Below are 16,437 nucleotides of genomic sequence, written 5' to 3'. Positions count from 1 at the left end.
CCCCCGATGTCGCTGTTGCGACGCCGGGGGTCTTTCACGTTCTGGTGCCGGTGCACCCGTCGCGACACCTTTCGCATTGAGAGGCATCATGCACCGCACCCTTCGCAGCGCCCGCACGGCCGCTGCCCTCGCCCTGACCCTGGGGGTCGCTCTGGTCCTGCCCGGCGCGGCGTTCGCCGGCACGACCGAGCCCACCCCCGTCACCACCACGAGTACGACGAGCACGGGCGCGAGCACGACCGCCGAACCCACCGGCTCGACGACGACGCCCGCCGCCACCTCGTCGACCGCCGGTTCGACCACGACGTCCAGCGAGCCCACCACGGGCACCGCGACCGGCACGCCGACTGGGACGACCCCGACCGCGACGAGGTCGCGATCGACCACGTCGACCACCGAGCAGAGCACCTCCCCCACCGCAGGGCTGGTCCTGGGTGGCGACTCCGCGCGCTACGGCCTGAGGGCAGCCGCCGCACTCCCGGAGACCTCGACGGATCCGACCCTCGTCGCCGCGGGCTTCCTCGAGCGCGAGCTCGCGACCGGCGGACACCACTTCTCGCAGACCTTTGACGGCGTCGACTACGCCGACTACGGACTCACCCTGGACGGCGTGCTGGCGCTCGACGCCGCCGGCGCAGGTCAGACCGAGGCCACTGCCGCCACCGCGTACGCCGCGGACCACATCAACGAATACATCGGCCCGGCCTACGGTGCCACCGAGCTCTACGCCGGCGCCCTGGCCAAGGCCCTGCTCGTGGCCGGCGCGCAGGGAGTCAACCCGCGGGCCTTCGGCGGGGTCGACCTCATCGCCAGCCTCCAGTCGCTCGAGAAGCCGAGTGGCCGCTTCTCGGACAAGTCCGGTGCCGGCACTCCGGAGAGCCCGTTCGCCGACTACTCCAACCTGATCGGTCAGTCGCTGGCCGTGATGAGCCTCATCCGGGCCGGGCAGACCCCGAGTGCCGCCTCGGTCAGCATCATCCGTGCCAACCAGTGCACCGACGGCGGCTTCAGTCTCTCCTTCGGCGCCTCGCCCTGCACCAGCGACCCCGACGTGACCGCCTTCGCGGTTCAGGCCCTCATTGCTGCGGCGGGGACCGCAGACGCGGACGCCGGGCAGGGCCTTGACTACCTCGCCGGCATCCAGCGGGCCGGTGGTGGCGTTGGTGGCGCAGGTCCGACCGCCGAGGTCAACGCCAACTCGACCGGTCTGGCCGGCCAGGCGTTCCTCGCGGGAGGACGCTCTGCACAGGCCCGTGCCGCCCAGGCCTACCTGCGCTCCGTGCAGTACGGCTGCACGGCACCGGTGGCGCTGCGCGGGGGAATCGCCTACAACGCGGCGGCCGAGGCAGCCGCAACCGCAGTGACCGACCAGGACCGACGGGCCACGTCCCAGGCCGTGCTCGCGCTGGCCGGCGCACCACTGTTCGCCGTGTCTGCCACCGGTGCGGACGCCACCGCGCCCGACCTGGCCTGCGCAGCGACGACGTCGAGCACGACCAGCAGCACGACCACCAGCACGACGACCAGCACCTCGAGCGGGGGCGGCACGAGCTCCACCTCCTCGCCGGCCGACCCGGCGGCGGCCCCGGCCGCATCGGCCGCCCCGGGCAGACTCGCATTCACCGGCAGCAACATCGCGGCGACGCTGCTGGTGGCCTCCCTGCTCCTCGCAGCCGGTGTCGGCGCCATCGTCCTGGCGCGAAGGAAGGGGGCGCACGCCTGATGCGGACCGTTGCCCGCCTCACCGCAGTCGCCGGGCTCGTCGTCGCCGGTGGCCTCACCCTCCCGGGTGGGGCCGCCCAAGCGGCGGCTTGCTCCGGCACCTCCGGGGTCACCGTCGTCATCGACTACGGCTCCTCCAGCACCACCTCGTGCGCGTCCGGCGACCCCACCTCCGCGATGTCGGCCCTCAGGGCGGTTGCGGCTGTCGTGAGCCCGCAGCGGTACCCGGGCACTGTCGTGTGCCGGATCAACGGCACGCCCGCGAGCGACCCGTGCATCCAGATGCCGCCGGCTGACGCCTACTGGGCGTTCTACCACGCGCTACGCGGGGGCTCCTGGACCTACAGCCAGGTGGGTGTAGCGGGCTACAACCCGGCGCCCGGCAGCGTGATCGGGTTCGCCTTCGGGTCTGGGGGCGCGCCGAGCAGCGCGCCCCCGGCTGCGGCGCCCAAGCCCCAGCCGAAGCCGACGCCCCGGCCGAGTCCGTCCAGCTCGTCGAGCAAGCCGCCGGCCGCCAAGCCCAAGCCGGCGGGCACCACCCCGGCCAAGCCCAGCGGTTCGAGCACGTCCGGCACGACGCCTCAGGCAGGAAGCGCTGCCTCCGGCTCGTCGGCCGGCCCCACTCCCGGGGTCAAGCCGTCAGCCACCACTGTCCTACCGAACGACTCAACATCGACAGCGGCGACCGGCTCGGTGACAGTGTCCCCCAACGGCAGCACCGGCTCCGGCGAGAGGACCGCTGCCGCAGCGGCCGACCCCGGCTCCGGTACGCCGATGACCTTGCTGGCCGGGCTCGGCCTCGTCGGGCTGGTCGGTGCCGGCGCGGCATACCTCGCGGTGCGTCGCCGAACCACCACGTAGGCTCCGTGCGCGCAGCAGGCACACCGCTGTCCCGTCACCTGCACCCCGTCGCTTGGTGGGTGTGGGCGATCGGGCTCGCGGTGGCCTGCTCGCGCACGAACAACCCGCTGCTGCTCCTGCTCGCGGTGAGCGTCGCGAGCCTGGTCGTCGCGGCCAAGCGCGGCAGCTCGCCGTGGGCCCGCGCCTTCCGGCTCTACCTCGTGCTCGGCGCGTTCATCATCGTCCTGCGCGTCGCGCTGCATGTCCTGGTGGGCTACAAGTTCGGCACCATGAAGCTCTACACGCTGCCCAGCGTCGAGCTACCCGGCATCACCCTGCTCGGCCCGCTCTACCTCGAAGGCATCCTCGCCGCCGCTGCAGAAGGCCTGCGGCTCGCGAGCCTGATCGCCTGCATCGGCGCCGCCAACGCCCTCGCCAACCCCAAGCGGCTGCTGCGCGCCCTGCCCAGCGCCCTGCACGAGATCGGCACCGCGGTCGTCATCTCGGTGACCGTGGCGCCGCAGCTCGCCGAGAGCGTCCAGCGGGTCCGCCGCGCGCGGGTGCTCCGGGGCGAGGGCGGTGCCGGGATCCGGTCGGTCGGCCGGGTCGCCCTGCCCGTCCTGCAGGACACGCTCGACCGGTCGCTGGCCCTCGCCTCGGCCATGGACTCGCGCGGCTACGGCCGACGCACCGCGCAGTCGACCAGCTCCCGTCGGCTCACCGGGGCCCTGACCCTCACTGGCCTCCTCGGCGCCGGCATCGGCATGTACGGGCTGCTCGACGGCACCGCACCGACCCTCATCGGGATGCCGATGCTCGTCCTCGGGCTGGCCCTGTCGGCGATCGGCATGCGCGTCGGTGGTCGCAGCGTGCAGCGCAGCGTCTACCGGCCGGACCCCTGGGGGCTCCCCGAGTGGCTCGTCGCCGGATCCGGCGTCGTGGCGGCGGTGCTCATGGTGGTCCAGGCCGGACACGCCCCCGACTCCCTGGCGCTGCCGGTGCAGCCGTTGGCTGCGCCGGCACTCCCCCTGCTCGCAGTCCTCGGGATCCTCGTCGCAGCCCTGCCCACGTTCGTCGCGCCTGACCCGCCGGTGGCGCGACGGGATGGCACCCGATGAACATCCACCCCGCCACCCCGGTCATTCCCGACGCCAGCGCTCCCGTCGTCTTCGACAACGTCACCATCCGGTATGCCGGAAGCTCCAGGCCCGCTCTCCGCTCGGCGTCGTTCGTGCTCGAGGAGGGCGAGCTCGTCGTCGTCACCGGACGCACAGGCTCGGGCAAGTCCACCCTGCTCGGGGCCGTGAACGGCACCGTCCCGCACTTCACCGGAGGCCACCTGTCCGGCCGGGTCACCGTCTGCGGTCGCGACACCCGGACCCACCGCCCTCGCGACCTCGCGGAGGTGGTGGGCGTGGTGCGCCAGGACCCGCTGGCCGGCTTCGTGACGGACACCGTGGAGGAGGAGCTGGCCTACACGCTCGAGCAGCTCGCGCTCGACCCGCCCGCCATGCGACGCCGGGTCGAGGAGGTGCTCGACCTGCTCGGGATCGCCGACCTGCGCGACGCCCCGCTGCGTGACCTGTCCGGCGGACAGCAGCAGCGCGTCGCCATCGGCTCGGTGCTGACTGCCAGCCCCCGCCTGCTGGTCCTGGACGAACCCACCTCGGCCCTGGACCCGACCGGCGCCGAAGAGGTCCTCGCGACGCTGTCCCGGCTGGTCCACGACCTCGGCCTGACGGTCGTGCTGTCCGAGCACCGCCTCGAACGCATCGTCGGAACCGCCGACCGCGTCATCCTGGTCGCGGACGACGGCACGGTCAGCCACGGTCTGGCGCGTGACGTCATGGCGAGCGCACCCCTCGCCCCACCGGTCGTCCACCTCGGCCGATGGGCCGGCTGGCAGCCGCTGCCGCTGACCATCCGGGACGCCCGGCGGGCCGCGACCACCTTGCGGGCGGACCTCCTCGCCTCGTCGGCCACGTCGCCGGGTCCGTCGGAGTCCAGAGTGCACGACACGCCGGCGCCGTCCGGGGTCGGTCAGCGTGTCGTGGCCACTGGACCGGGATCACCTCCCGCTGGCGAGCGCGTGGTCGCAACGGAGCTCGAGGTCACCCACGGGACGGTGGCAGCCGTCCGCTCGGTCGACCTGTCCCTGCGGGACGGTGAGGTCGCAGTCCTCATGGGCCGCAACGGTGCTGGCAAGTCCTCGCTGCTGTGGGCGCTGCACGGGACAGCGGCTCGGAGTGCCGGTGACGTCTCGGTCCTGGCCGCCTCGGGAACCCGCGTCGACCCCGCCACGGAGTCGCCCAAGGTCCGGCGCAGCCACATCGGACTCGTACCCCAGAGCGCGCCCGACCTGCTCTACCTCGACTCGGTCCGAGCCGAGTGTCGTCAGTCCGACCACGAGACCGGAGCCGAGCCCGGCGCCACGCGCGCCACCCTCGACCGGTTGGCCCCCGGGATACCGGACGACCACCACCCCCGCGACCTGTCGGAGGGGCAGCAGCTCGCCCTGGTCCTGGCGATCCAGCTCGCTGCCGCCCCCGCCGCACTGTTGCTCGACGAGCCCACCCGCGGTCTGGACTACCCCGCCAAGGCGGTCCTCGGAGGTCTGCTGCGCGACCTCGCGGCCAACGGCAGCGCCCTGGCCGTGGCCACCCACGACGTCGAGTTCGCGGCCACCGTCGCCGACCGTGTCATCGTCATGTCCGAGGGCAGGATCGTCGCCGACGGACCCGCGACCGACGTCCTCTGCGACTCCCCCGCTTTCGCACCCCAGGTGGCCAAGGTGCTGGCCCCCCTGCGGCTGCTGCGGCTCGACCAGGTGGAGTCCGCCCTCACGGCAACCGCGGGAGGTTCGCGCTGATGGCCCCCCCGATCAGCGTCATCGCGCTGCGGCCCCGCTCCACGGTGGCGCTCGTCCTCGTCTCGCTCGCGGGCCTGCTCGCGTTCGGGTGGCCGTTGTTCGCCACAGCGGACTCCCGGCTCGGTCAGAATGCCGACGCCCCCCTCGTCTTCGCCCTCCTGCTGCCGCTGCTCATGGCGGTGGTGCTGTTCGAGATCAGCGAGGGCGGCCTCGACGTCAAAGCCGTGGCGATGCTCGGGGTGCTGTCCGCCGTGGGTGCTGCGCTGCGTCCGCTGGGCGCCGGCACCGCAGGCCTGGAGACGGTGTTCTTCCTGCTGATCCTCGGCGGCCGCGTCTTCGGTCCGGGCTTCGGGTTCGTCCTGGGGTCGACCACGCTGTTCGCCTCGGCGCTGATCACGGGCGGTGTCGGGCCCTGGCTGCCGTACCAGATGCTGGGTGCCGCCTGGGTCGGCCTCGGCGCCGGTCTGCTGCCGCGGGTTCCCGCCCGGTGGGAGGTCCTGCTGCTCGCCGGCTACGGGGCGGTCGCGGGTCTGCTCTACGGCGTCGCCCTCAACTTCTCCTTCTGGCCGTTCGCCAGCGGGCTCGAGAGCGACCTGTCGTTCGTGGCCGGCGCCGCGCCGTGGGAGAACCTGCGCCGGTTCGGGGTCTTCTCGGCCGCCACCTCGCTCTGGTGGGACCTCGGCCGCGCCCTGACCAACGTCGTCCTCATCGCCGTGACCGGCCGGGCCGTCCTCGGGACCCTGCGCCGCGCCTCCCGTCGAGCCGCCTTCGACGCGGACGTGGGCTTCGACGCGGACATGGACTCCGACGCGGACGTGGGCTTCGACCAAGGGGCGCACCTCCGCGACGCGCCGGCCACGCGGCATACGCTGCAGGGATGAGCACGCACACCTCGCTGCCCATCCGCACCGTCACCGACCCCGACGTCAAGGCCACCTACGCGACCGACGAGTCGGTCGGTGCCACTGCGCCCGGGGACTTCGAGGTGGTTCGGGCTCGCGACCTCGACGACGTGGTCGAGGTGATGCGCTGGGCTCACGAGACACGCACACCGGTCGTGCCACAAGGCGCACGAAGCAGCCTCACGGGCAGCTCGGTGGCGATCGATGGCGGCGTGGTGCTCAACACCGAGGGGCTCGACTCGATCACGACCATCGACCCGCTCGAAGGCCTGGCCGTGCTCGGCCCGGGCGTGATCAACAAGGACCTCAAGGACGCCGCGGCCGCGCAGGGGCTCTTCTACCCGCCCGACCCCGCGAGCTCGGCGTTCTGCACCATCGGCGGCAACGTCGCCACCAACGCGGGTGGCCTGTGCTGCGTCAAGTACGGCGTCACGGCCGACTACGTGCGCGCACTCCAGGTGGTGCTGCCCGGCGGCGAGGTGATCCGCACCGGCCACCGCACCGCCAAGGGAGTGGCCGGCCTCGACCTCACCGGGCTCTTCGTCGGGTCCGAGGGGACGCTCGGCGTGGTCACCGAGGTCACCACCCGGCTGCTCCCCGCGCCCGACCCCGCGCTCACGGTCCTGGCGACCTTCGACTCGCTCGACGCGGCGGGACAGGCGATCGTCGCGCTGCGCCACGAACGCCACGTGCCCTCGCTCGTCGAGCTGCTCGACCGGGCCGCCGTGGCGGCGGTGCAGGCGCTGGCGGACTACGGCTTCCCGCAGGACTGCGAGGCCGTGCTGCTCGTCCAGTCCGACCGTCCGGACCACACCGCGGAGGACGTGCAGCGGTATGCCGTGCTGCTCGCCGACGCGGGTGCCGTGGACGTCGCTGTCGCCGACGACGCGGCCGAGGCCGACCTGCTGCTCGCGGGCCGCCGCGCGCTCAGCCCGGCTCTCGAGGCGAAGGGCGCGCGCTACCTCGAGGACGTCTGTGTGCCGGTCGGGAGACTCACCGACCTGATCCGGACCGGGCAGGCCATCGGCGCGCAGCACGGCCTCGAGGTCGTGATGGCCGGGCACGCGGGCGACGGCAACCTGCACCCGAGCATCTTCTTCGACGCCGCCGACCCCGCCAGCCGCGAGCGCGCCCATCGCGCATTCACCGAGATCATCACCGCGGCCCTGCAGATGGGCGGCACCATCACCGGCGAGCACGGTGTGGGCACCCTCAAGGCGCCGTGGTTGGCCCAGGAGCTCGGGGAACGCGAGCTGGACCGCCAGCGGGCAGTCAAGGCCCTGTTCGACCCGCGGGGGATCCTCAACCCGGGCCGCGTCTACTGGTCCTGACACCGCCTCCCGTCAGGGACCGACCGGGTCACTGGTAGAAACGGGGGCATGAGCAGCATCGATCTCCACCGCAGTGAGTCCTGGTTGACCCGCGAGGAGCTCGATGCAGCGCGGGAGCGGCTTCCCATCCTCTACGTCGACGCAGTGCCCGTGCGCGTCGACGAGCGGGGCGCCGTGACGGCCATCGGCCTGCTGCTGCGGGCGTCCGACGGAGCGATGAACCGCGAGCTCGTCTCGGGCCGCGTGCTCTACCACGAGCGCGTGCGCGACGCCCTGATCCGGCACATCGAGAAAGACCTCGGCCCGATGGCCCTCCCCCAGATCCCGGCCAGCCCCCAGCCGTTCACGGTGGCCGAGTACTTCCCGACGCCTGGGGTCACGCCGTTCCACGACCCGAGGCAGCACGCGGTGTCACTGGCGTTCGTCGTCCCGGTGGCCGGTGACTGCCAACCCCAGCAGGACGCGCTCGACCTCGCCTGGCTCACCCCCGAGGAGGCCGTCGCACCCTCGCTCCTGGAGGAGATGGACGGTGGCCACGGCGTGCTGCTGCGCCAGGCGATGGCTCATCTCGGTCACCCGCTCTGAGCGCCCACAAGCACGACGACCGGGTCCGTCCGGCGGAAATCGGCCAATCCTCAACCGAACGGCTGACGCAGATCGACCGACCGCGGGAGCACAATGGTCCCGTGCCGGGGGAAATCGCCACATACCTCCTCGGAGCCCAAGGCGGCATCGAGGACGATTACCCACGCCTGTATGGAGCCACGAACCCGGTCCTCCTGCGCTACCTGCGGGTCACGACCGACGCCGGCCCGGCCGAGCTCGACGAGCTGGCCCAGGACGCCTGGGCCACGGTCCTGCTCCAGCTGAAGGTCTGCCCGGCCGACGACGACACCTGGCTCGAGCTGGTCGTCGGCGCTGCGCGTGAAGCCGCAACCGGCAGGCTGCGGACCGACGGTGTCAGCTCCGCGACGGGCCCGGCCCCGACGGACCCGGACGACGTGGACCGCGCCATCGAGGTGCTCCGTGCCTGCCCGCCGGACCAGGCGGATGTGTTGGCGATGGGGGTCATCGCCAACCTGGGGCGCGAAGCCACGGCCCGCCTGACCGGCCACGACCCGGGTGCTGTGCTCGCCCTCGTGCAGCAGGGGCAGGAACGCCTGACGATGTCGTTCGAGGAGCTGATCGACGCACTCCGCGCACCGGTCCGCCCCGATGAGGTTGCCGACCTACGGCTCGTCACCCCCCTCTTCACCGCCGCCCTCACCCATGCGGCACCCCATGCGGCACCCGCTGCTGCGCCGATGGGCAAGGGGGCTGCCTGGGCCGAGGCCGTTGAGGCGAGCCTCTCCGAGCCGGCGCCGGTCGAGCCCTTGGGCATCGCGTCCCTCGCCCAGGCGCCGTCCAGCGCCTTCCACCTGACAGCCGTCGGCTCGCCGACCGGGACTCCGAGCCGGTCGGCCAAGACCGGGGTGGCTGCCACCGTCTGGCTGGTCGCCCTCGGCGGCATGGGCACTGCTGCCGCGATGAGCGGCCTCCTGACCGCCGCCGTCGACGGAATCCTCGGCGACCACGGCAACCCGCCGTTGGTCACCGCTGAGGGTCCGGTCTTTCCTGGGACACCCTTCCCGCCGTCCACCGGCGACAGCAGCACGGTCGGCAACCCGCAGACCCAACCTGGTGGCAGCAGTGGGACCGGCGGCGGGTCACAGCCGGGCACCACCCAGCCTGCCGTGCAGCCGGGGACCGGCGGCGGTGACACGCAGCCGGTGTCCATCCAGCGTGGGTCCACCGTCACCCAGATCGTGCTGGCGTCCTATGTCGTCCCGGAGCGTTCGACCCCGTCGACACCCACCGGAACCCCGACCCCGCCGACCACCCCGACCACGCCCACCACGCCGACCACGCCCACCACGCCCACGACTCCCGCGGGGCCGCAGACCGTCCTCCCGCCGCCCGCAAGCGGCCCGGTCGTGACGGTGGGCAACGGCAGCACCCATGGCACGGACAAGGCTTCCACCAGGGCAGCAAAGCAGGCGGCCAAGGCCGCGGCCAGAGCCGCCAAGGCGGCAGCCAAGGCCGAAGCACGAGCTGCCAAGGCGGACGCCAAGGCAGCGAAGGCCAAGGCAGCCAAGGCAGCCAAGGCAGCCAAGGCCAAGGCTGCGAAGGCAGCCAAGGCCCACGGCCACCACCAGGGCACCAAGGCCTAGCACAGGCTCATCCCTGCGCGGGGACCCCTCACGCGGTTGCTACCGCGGACTCAGGACGTGCGGCGGCTCTTGCGGTCGGCGACGTCCATCGCGTCGGCCTCCTGGGGGGTCGGGGCAGTTCCGCCGAGCCGGGTCGGCAGCAGGTGCCGTTCCGCGGCCGGCCACGCGGGATAGCGGTCCTGGTCGGCGCGCAGCTGCGCTTCCATGGCGGCCCGCACCCGAATCGTGGCCAGACCCGGCTTCTCGTCGGCGCCGACCTCGATGGGGGCGCCGACCGTGATGAGCAGGGGTATGCCGTGCCGGCCCATCTTGCGCGGCTGGCCCTTGGTCCAGACCCGCTGCGAACCCCAGATCGTGACCGGCAGGATCGGCACGCCGCCCTCCTGCGCAAGGCGGACGGTGCCGGACTTGAAGGCCTTGAGCTCGAAGGACCTCGAGATGGTGGCCTCGGGGAAGACGCCGATGATCTCACCGCTGCGCAGCGCGTCGCGGGCGGCATCGAACGACCCCAGACCGGCCTCGCGGTCGACCGGGATGTGCTTCATCCCCTTCATCAGCGGGCCGGCCACAGGGTTGGACCAGATCGACTTCTTGGCCATGAACCGCACGTAGCGCCCGGCCTTCACACCGACCAACCCGGCATACGTGAAGTCGAAGTAGCCGGTGTGGTTGATCGCCATCACCGCGCCCCCATGGGAAGGCACGTGCTCGACGCCCGACATGGTGATCTTGAGCCCCTGGGCGGCGAACAGGGCACGGGCCAACCCGATGACGGGGGTGTAGACGGGTTCCATGGGCCAACCCTAGGGGTCAAGTTTGCGAAGCAGCCGCGCGAGGTGCGCGCGGTCACGCACCGAGAGCACCGAGAGGTAGGTCGCGGACTCACCGTCGCGCGCCGCGTCCACCTCTGCGAGCAGCGACAGCCCGGCGTCGGTGAGCTCCACGAGGACGGCACGACGGTCCGTGGGATCCGGGACGCGGCGGACCAGGCCGCGCTCTTCCAGCCCGTCCAGCACCTCCGTGACCGACCTCGGCGCGATCCGCAGGTGGGCCGCGATGGTCCCCATCCGCGCGGACTCGTGCCGGCGCACCACCCGCAGGGCGCGGGCCTGGTGGGGTGACAGGTCCCACGGCGCGAGGCTGTCGGACCAGCGACGACGCATCGCCCTCGCACTGCGCATGAGCAGCTCGGAGAGCGGCTCCTGTCCGTCGGTCTCGGTCATGCGGGAATGCTAGCGGCCCTTTGTCCTGTTACATCATTGTGAGGTAACCTCATCAATATCGGCGCAACGCAACCAGAAAGAGGTGGTGTCGCTTGGACAACACCCAGAACCTCGACCCGAACCCGACCCGCGATCCGGGGGACCGCGGAGGACGCGGCGCCATGAAGCCGTCCCGGGCCGACCGCCAGCAGCTGGCCGAGTCGCCCGTCCCGCTCTCGCGACTGGCCGGCCTCTTCCGCCCGCACCGCTGGACCATCGGCCTCGTGATGGCCCTCATCGTGGCCTCCTCGACGATCTCGCTCGCCCAGCCCTTCCTCATCCGATCCGTCATCGATGACGCGCTCCCCCACCAGGACCTTCGCCTGCTGGTCCTCGCCGTGGCCGGGATGCTCGCCGTGACCATCGCCAGCTCCCTGCTGGGCGTCGTCCAGACCTGGCTGTCCACCGGACTCGGCCAGCAGATCATGCACACGCTGCGCACCCAGGTGTTCGACCACCTGCAGCGACAGTCGATGGACTTCTTCAAGCGCACCCGTGGTGGTGAGGTGCAGTCCCGCCTGACCAACGACATCGGGGCCATGCAGTCGGTCGTCACGAGCACGGCCACGTCGGTGGCCTCCAACGTCACCACCGCTGTCGGCACCGCAGTGGCGATGGTGGCCCTCAGCTGGCGGCTCAGCCTGTTGTCCCTCCTGGTCATCCCGCCGGCCGTCTGGCTGACCCGCCGGGTCGCCCTCGCGCGCCGCGAGATCACCAGCCAGCAACAGCGCCGGCTCGCCGACCTGCAGACCCAGGTCGACGAAGGCCTGTCGGTGAGCGGAGTGCTGCTCACCAAGACCCTCGGTGCCAGCGGCACCGCCTCCCGCCGGTTCGAGGAGACCTCGACCAGCCTGGTCGACCTCGAGATCCGCTCGCAGCTGGCCGGCCGGTGGCGGATGGCCACCATGAGCATCGTGTTCGCCGCCATCCCCGCTGCGATCTACCTCGCCGCCGGGTTCCCGGCCACCTCCGGTGGCATGACCATCGGCACCCTCGTCGCCTTCACCGCCCTCCAGTCCGGCATCTTCCGCCCACTCATGGGGCTGCTCAACCTCGGTGCCCAGTGGATCTCCTCGATGGCGCTGTTCAGCCGGATCTTCGGCTACCTCGACCTGCCCGTCGACGTCGCTCCCCCGGCCGATCCCACCCGGATCGACCCGACGACCATCCGGGGCGAGGTCCGGTTCGAGGGGGTCAGCTACGCCTACCCCGACAGCGCAATCCCAGCACTTGGCGACATCGACCTGGTGGTCCCCGCGGGAACGACCCTGGCCCTCGTCGGCGAGACCGGGTCCGGCAAGAGCACCCTCGCCGCCCTCGTCTCCCGCCTGCACGACCCCGGCTCCGGCCGGGTGACCATCGACGAACACGACCTGCGCGACCTGTCCTCGGACGACCTGGCTGCCATCGTCGGGGTGGTCTCCCAGGAGGCCTACCTGGTGCACGCCTCGATCCGCGACAACCTGCTGCTCGCCCGGCCTGCCGCCAGCGAGGCCCAGCTGTGGCGCGCCCTGGCCGCCGCCCAGATCGACGAGCTGGTGGCGAGCCTGCCCGCCGGGCTGGACACCATGGTGGGAGCTCGCGGCCACCGGTTCTCCGGCGGCGAGAAGCAGCGCCTGGCCATCGCCCGCACACTCCTGCGCGACCCCAGGGTCCTCGTCCTGGACGAGGCGACCAGCGCCCTCGACAACGACACCGAGCGCGAGCTGCAGCACGCCCTGGACGCCCTCAGCGCCGGCCGCACCACGATCACCATCGCGCACCGGCTGACCACGATCGAGTCCGCCGAGCAGATCGCCGTCCTCGACCACGGCCAGGTCGTCGAGAAGGGGAGCCACGCCTCGCTCCTCGCCAAGGGCGGCCGATACGCGCACTTAGCGGGGTCGGCCACGGCGTTCGCGGCGGCATGAGGGCAGACCCGGGCAGGCGGCATACCCGCCAACCGGTTCGCAACCACCCCGAGCGGGATGGGAAGATCGCGCCATGACCGATGCACCCACCTCGTCCAGCGCTGCCACGATCCCCGACAAGCCCTCGATCGACGGGCTCGAGGACACGTGGGCGCAGGTATGGCGGGAGCAGGGCACCTACACCTTCGACCGTGCCGCGGCGCTGGCCAGGGGTCGCGAGGCGGTCTTCTCGATCGACACCCCGCCGCCAACCGCGAGCGGCAGCCTGCACATGGGGCACGTGTTCTCCTACACGCACACCGACTGCATGGCCCGCTACAAGCGGATGCAGGGCCTCGAGGTGTTCTACCCGATCGGCTGGGACGACAACGGCCTGCCGACCGAGAAGCGCGTCCAGAACTACTACGGCGTGCGCGGCGACGCCTCGCTGCCCTACGTCGCAGACTTCCAGCCGCCGCACCGTGGTGACGCCAAGAGCCTCAAGGCCGCCGACACGATGCCGATCTCGCGGCAGAACTTCATCGAGCTGTGCGACGAGCTGACCGTCGAGGACGAGAAGGCGTTCGAGTCGCTGTTCCGGCGGATGGGCTTCAGCCTCGACTGGGACATCTCCTACCGCACCATCGACGACCACTCGCGGGCCACGGCGCAGCAGGCCTTCCTGCGCAACCTCGCGCGCGGCGAGGCCTACCAGTCCGAGGCGCCGGGACTGTGGGACGTCACCTTCCAGACCGCCGTCGCCCAGGCCGAGCTGGAGGCGCGCGACTACCCGGGCGCCTACCACCGCGTGGCCTTCCACGGCGCGGACGGGCCGATCCACATCGAGACCACCCGACCCGAGCTGATCCCGTCCGCAGTCGCGCTGATCGCCCACCCCGACGACGAGCGGTATGCCGGCCTGTTCGGTTCCACGGTGCGCTCGCCGCTGTTCGGCGTCGAGATCCCCGTGGTCGCGCACCCGGCCGCTGAGCCGGACAAGGGCGCCGGCATCGCCATGTGCTGCACCTTCGGTGACCTCACCGACGTCCTGTGGTGGCGCGAGCTGCAGCTGCCGACCCGGTCGATCATCACCCGCTCGGGCCGGATCCAGGCCGAGGTGCCGGAGTGGCTCGCGGGCGGGCCGGGCGAGCAGCTGTTCGCCGAGCAGGTCGCGACCAAGACCACGTTCAGCGCGCGCGAGGCGATCGTGGCGGCGCTGCGGGAGTCCGGTGACCTCGACGGTGAGCCGAAGGCCACCCAGCGCAAGGCCAACTTCTACGAGCGGGGCGAGAAGCCGCTCGAGATCGTCACCTCGCGGCAGTGGTACATCCGCAACGGCGGGCGCGACGCCGACCTCAACGCCGAGATGATCGAGCGTGGCCGGCAGGTCGCCTTCCACCCGGGGTTCATGCAGGCCCGTTACGAGAACTGGGTGAGCGGCCTCAACGGAGACTGGCTGGTCTCGCGGCAGCGCTTCTTCGGCGTGCCGATCCCCGTCTGGTACCCCCTCGACGACAACGGCGACCCGGTGTTCGACAAGCAGCTCGTTCCGGCCGAGGACCAGCTGCCGGTGGACCCTGCCGCCCAGGCACCCGAGGGTTACGACGAGTCGCAGCGCGGCCAGGCCGGCGGGTTCGTCGGCGACCCCGACATCATGGACACCTGGGCGACCTCCTCGCTGACGCCGCAGATCGCCGGTCGCTGGCGCGACGACCCCGAGCTGTTCGCCGGGGTCTTCCCGATGGACGTCCGCCCGCAGGGGCACGACATCATCCGCACCTGGCTGTTCTCGACGGTCGTGCGCTCGCACTTCGAGTTCGGGACCGTCCCGTGGCACAACGCGGCGCTGTCCGGATGGATCCTGGACCCCGACCGCAAGAAGATGAGCAAGTCCAAGGGCAACGTCGTGACCCCGGAGGACGTCGTCAAGGAGCACAGCGCGGACGCGGTGCGCTACTGGGCGGCGAGCGGTCGCCTCGGCGCCGACGCGGCCTACGACACCGGCCAGATGAAGGTCGGCCGGCGGCTGGCCATCAAGATCCTCAACGCGACGAAGTTCGCGCTGTCCTTCGGCGAAGTCGACATCCAGGGCAGCGGCGAAGTCGATGGCGACCTGGACGTGGCCGTCACCAACCCCTTGGACCGCGCCATGCTGGCCCAGCTCGGCGAGGTCGTGGCCAAGGCGACGGCGGGGTTCGAGGCCTGGGACCACACCCGCTCGCTCGAGGTGAGCGAGACGTTCTTCTGGACCTTCTGCGACGACTACCTCGAGCTGGTCAAGGACCGCGCCTACGGCGGCCAGGGAGAGGCGGAGGCTGCGTCGGCGAGGGCTGCCCTGCGCATCGCCCTCGACGTGCTGCTGCGGCTGTTCGCGCCGATGCTCCCCTACGTCACCGAAGAGGTGTGGTCGTGGTGGCACGAGGGTTCGGTCCACCGGGCCCCCTGGCCGACCACCGCGGACGCGGCGGCCGGATCGGGTGGCGACACTGCCCTCCTGACCGCCGTCGGCGAGGCGCTGGCTGGTGTGCGCAAGGCCAAGTCGGAGGCCAAGGTCGGCATGCGTGCCGAGGTGGCCTCGATCGTGCTGGCCGGTTCTGGCGAGTGGGCTGACCGGGTCCGGCTCGCCGAGGCGGACCTGCGCGCGGCGGGCCGGATCACCGGCACCATCGACTACGCCGAGGCCGAGACTCCCGAGGTGCGCGACGCCGAGCTGATCCCCGTGGAGAAGCCGAAGGCCTGAGCTCGGCGAGTTCCGTTGGGCTGCACCGTGATCCACGGAACATCCCAACCTGCGATGCGCAGCTCGCGGCTGGCGAACCGTCCCTCGTCGAGCAGGGTCACCTGCCCGGTCGCGGGGTCGTAGACATCCAGGACACGGTCCCCGTCACCCGGCAGGACGAGGGTGACGTGGCGCGGCAGCACCCCGTTGCCGATGTAGAGCAGCGCGGGTTCACCGTCGGCCACGACCTCCACCAGCCGTGCGTGCGCCTCCCGCAGTGCGCCCCGCGTGAGCGGCCGCACGGCCCGAAGCTCGTAGTCGGTGCCTCGCCTGGCGGCCCCGAACTCGAGCTCCTTGCGGGCACCCCACGGGGGGGTCCCCAGCGAGCGGGGCCACGGGACGTTGAGTCGCCTACCGCCGGCATACAGGCGGTTGGTGCGCCCCATGACGACGCGTTCGTATGCCGCGAAGCGCTCCTTCTCGGTCGCCCCGGCCGGGGCGTCGCCCCGGGGTCCCTCGCCGGTGACGATCCACCGGGCGAACGCCGGGTTGACGAGCATCCGCGCGACGGTGAGGCAGGCGGAACCGCAGGTCACCGGGCTCTGCTGGATCGGGCCGATGTCACCGCTGCGCAACCGGTACCCCGAGGTCATGGCCCCATCCTCGCGGGTGGGGCTCCAAACTTCTACCGGT

The 16,437-nt window shown here is 72.0% G+C and carries 13 protein-coding genes; 10 read left to right on the top strand and 3 right to left on the bottom strand.

The window, feature by feature from the left end; all coding sequences use genetic code 11:
• The first annotated feature begins 88 nt into the window (after positions 1 to 88).
• From EAH86_RS20160 to EAH86_RS03115, 8 genes are all read left to right on the top strand, one after another.
• The gene (locus tag EAH86_RS20160; RefSeq protein WP_161988552.1) at positions 89 to 1,723 is read left to right on the top strand and encodes a hypothetical protein; all 1,635 of its coding nucleotides are present in this window, start codon (positions 89 to 91) and stop codon (positions 1,721 to 1,723) included.
• The gene (locus EAH86_RS03145; RefSeq protein ID WP_140737122.1) at positions 1,723 to 2,583 is read left to right on the top strand and encodes a hypothetical protein; all 861 of its coding nucleotides are present in this window, start codon (positions 1,723 to 1,725) and stop codon (positions 2,581 to 2,583) included. Before EAH86_RS20160 ends, EAH86_RS03145 begins: the two co-directional genes overlap by 1 nt.
• 5 nt (positions 2,584 to 2,588) lie before the next feature.
• Positions 2,589 to 3,680, top strand: a complete 1,092-nt coding sequence (locus tag EAH86_RS03140; protein WP_241668157.1) for an energy-coupling factor transporter transmembrane component T — start codon at positions 2,589 to 2,591, stop codon at positions 3,678 to 3,680.
• Positions 3,677 to 5,431, top strand: a complete 1,755-nt coding sequence (locus EAH86_RS03135) for an ABC transporter ATP-binding protein (protein WP_140737121.1) — start codon at positions 3,677 to 3,679, stop codon at positions 5,429 to 5,431. The genes EAH86_RS03140 and EAH86_RS03135 overlap by 4 nt, the downstream gene beginning before the upstream one ends.
• Entirely contained in the window at positions 5,431 to 6,312 is an 882-nt protein-coding gene (locus EAH86_RS03130) for an ECF transporter S component (protein ID WP_170212762.1), read from the top strand. Before EAH86_RS03135 ends, EAH86_RS03130 begins: the two co-directional genes overlap by 1 nt.
• Positions 6,309 to 7,664, top strand: a complete 1,356-nt coding sequence (locus EAH86_RS03125) for an FAD-binding oxidoreductase (RefSeq protein ID WP_140737120.1) — start codon at positions 6,309 to 6,311, stop codon at positions 7,662 to 7,664. Before EAH86_RS03130 ends, EAH86_RS03125 begins: the two co-directional genes overlap by 4 nt.
• A 48-nt stretch (positions 7,665 to 7,712) precedes the next feature.
• Positions 7,713 to 8,249, top strand: a complete 537-nt coding sequence (locus EAH86_RS03120) for an NUDIX hydrolase family protein (protein ID WP_140737119.1) — start codon at positions 7,713 to 7,715, stop codon at positions 8,247 to 8,249.
• Between the two features lie 101 nt (positions 8,250 to 8,350).
• Positions 8,351 to 9,874 (top strand): RNA polymerase sigma factor, encoded by a 1,524-nt coding sequence (locus tag EAH86_RS03115; RefSeq protein WP_140737118.1) that lies wholly within the window; start codon positions 8,351 to 8,353, stop codon positions 9,872 to 9,874.
• 50 nt (positions 9,875 to 9,924) lie between these two features.
• Here the strand turns inward: EAH86_RS03115 and EAH86_RS03110 are convergent, their stop codons facing one another.
• Entirely contained in the window at positions 9,925 to 10,668 is a 744-nt protein-coding gene (locus EAH86_RS03110) for a lysophospholipid acyltransferase family protein (protein WP_140737117.1), read from the bottom strand.
• Positions 10,669 to 10,677: 9 nt separating this feature from the next.
• Positions 10,678 to 11,097 carry a MarR family winged helix-turn-helix transcriptional regulator gene (locus tag EAH86_RS03105; protein WP_140737116.1) on the bottom strand — a complete coding sequence of 140 codons (420 nt, stop codon included), beginning with the start codon at positions 11,095 to 11,097 and terminating at the stop codon, positions 10,678 to 10,680.
• A 161-nt stretch (positions 11,098 to 11,258) separates the two neighbouring features.
• Here EAH86_RS03105 and EAH86_RS03100 point away from each other — a divergent pair, with 161 nt between their 5' ends.
• Both EAH86_RS03100 and valS read left to right on the top strand, forming a co-directional pair.
• Positions 11,259 to 13,046: an ABC transporter ATP-binding protein gene (locus tag EAH86_RS03100; RefSeq protein ID WP_140737511.1), complete on the top strand. Its 1,788-nt coding sequence runs from the start codon at positions 11,259 to 11,261 to the stop codon at positions 13,044 to 13,046.
• A gap of 73 nt (positions 13,047 to 13,119) precedes the next feature.
• Complete coding sequence (valS, locus tag EAH86_RS03095) at positions 13,120 to 15,765, top strand: valine--tRNA ligase (protein ID WP_140737115.1); 2,646 nt, start codon at positions 13,120 to 13,122, stop codon at positions 15,763 to 15,765.
• On the opposite strand, the gene EAH86_RS03090 is transcribed toward valS, so the two are convergent.
• Positions 15,696 to 16,397, bottom strand: coding sequence for a hypothetical protein (locus EAH86_RS03090; protein WP_241668156.1), 702 nt, complete (start codon positions 16,395 to 16,397; stop codon positions 15,696 to 15,698). The genes valS and EAH86_RS03090 overlap by 70 nt on opposite strands.
• Positions 16,398 to 16,437: the final 40 nt, after the last annotated feature.

Source organism: Pedococcus bigeumensis (assembly GCF_006438965.1).
Taxonomy (GTDB): domain Bacteria; phylum Actinomycetota; class Actinomycetes; order Actinomycetales; family Dermatophilaceae; genus Pedococcus; species Pedococcus bigeumensis_A.
Note: the sequence above shows the minus strand (reverse complement) of the source record. Positions and strands in the feature narration are given on the sequence as shown.

Coding starts and splice junctions, on each gene's coding strand:
- EAH86_RS03135 (WP_140737121.1), top strand. CDS start 3,677: ATGAACATCCACCCCGCCACCCCGGTCATTCCCGACGCCAGCGCTCCC.
- EAH86_RS03130 (WP_170212762.1), top strand. CDS start 5,431: ATGGCCCCCCCGATCAGCGTCATCGCGCTGCGGCCCCGCTCCACGGTG.
- EAH86_RS03105 (WP_140737116.1), bottom strand. CDS start 11,097: ATGACCGAGACCGACGGACAGGAGCCGCTCTCCGAGCTGCTCATGCGC.
- EAH86_RS03125 (WP_140737120.1), top strand. CDS start 6,309: ATGAGCACGCACACCTCGCTGCCCATCCGCACCGTCACCGACCCCGAC.
- valS (WP_140737115.1), top strand. CDS start 13,120: ATGACCGATGCACCCACCTCGTCCAGCGCTGCCACGATCCCCGACAAG.
- EAH86_RS03100 (WP_140737511.1), top strand. CDS start 11,259: ATGAAGCCGTCCCGGGCCGACCGCCAGCAGCTGGCCGAGTCGCCCGTC.
- EAH86_RS03110 (WP_140737117.1), bottom strand. CDS start 10,668: ATGGAACCCGTCTACACCCCCGTCATCGGGTTGGCCCGTGCCCTGTTC.
- EAH86_RS20160 (WP_161988552.1), top strand. CDS start 89: ATGCACCGCACCCTTCGCAGCGCCCGCACGGCCGCTGCCCTCGCCCTG.
- EAH86_RS03145 (WP_140737122.1), top strand. CDS start 1,723: ATGCGGACCGTTGCCCGCCTCACCGCAGTCGCCGGGCTCGTCGTCGCC.
- EAH86_RS03090 (WP_241668156.1), bottom strand. CDS start 16,397: ATGACCTCGGGGTACCGGTTGCGCAGCGGTGACATCGGCCCGATCCAG.
- EAH86_RS03120 (WP_140737119.1), top strand. CDS start 7,713: ATGAGCAGCATCGATCTCCACCGCAGTGAGTCCTGGTTGACCCGCGAG.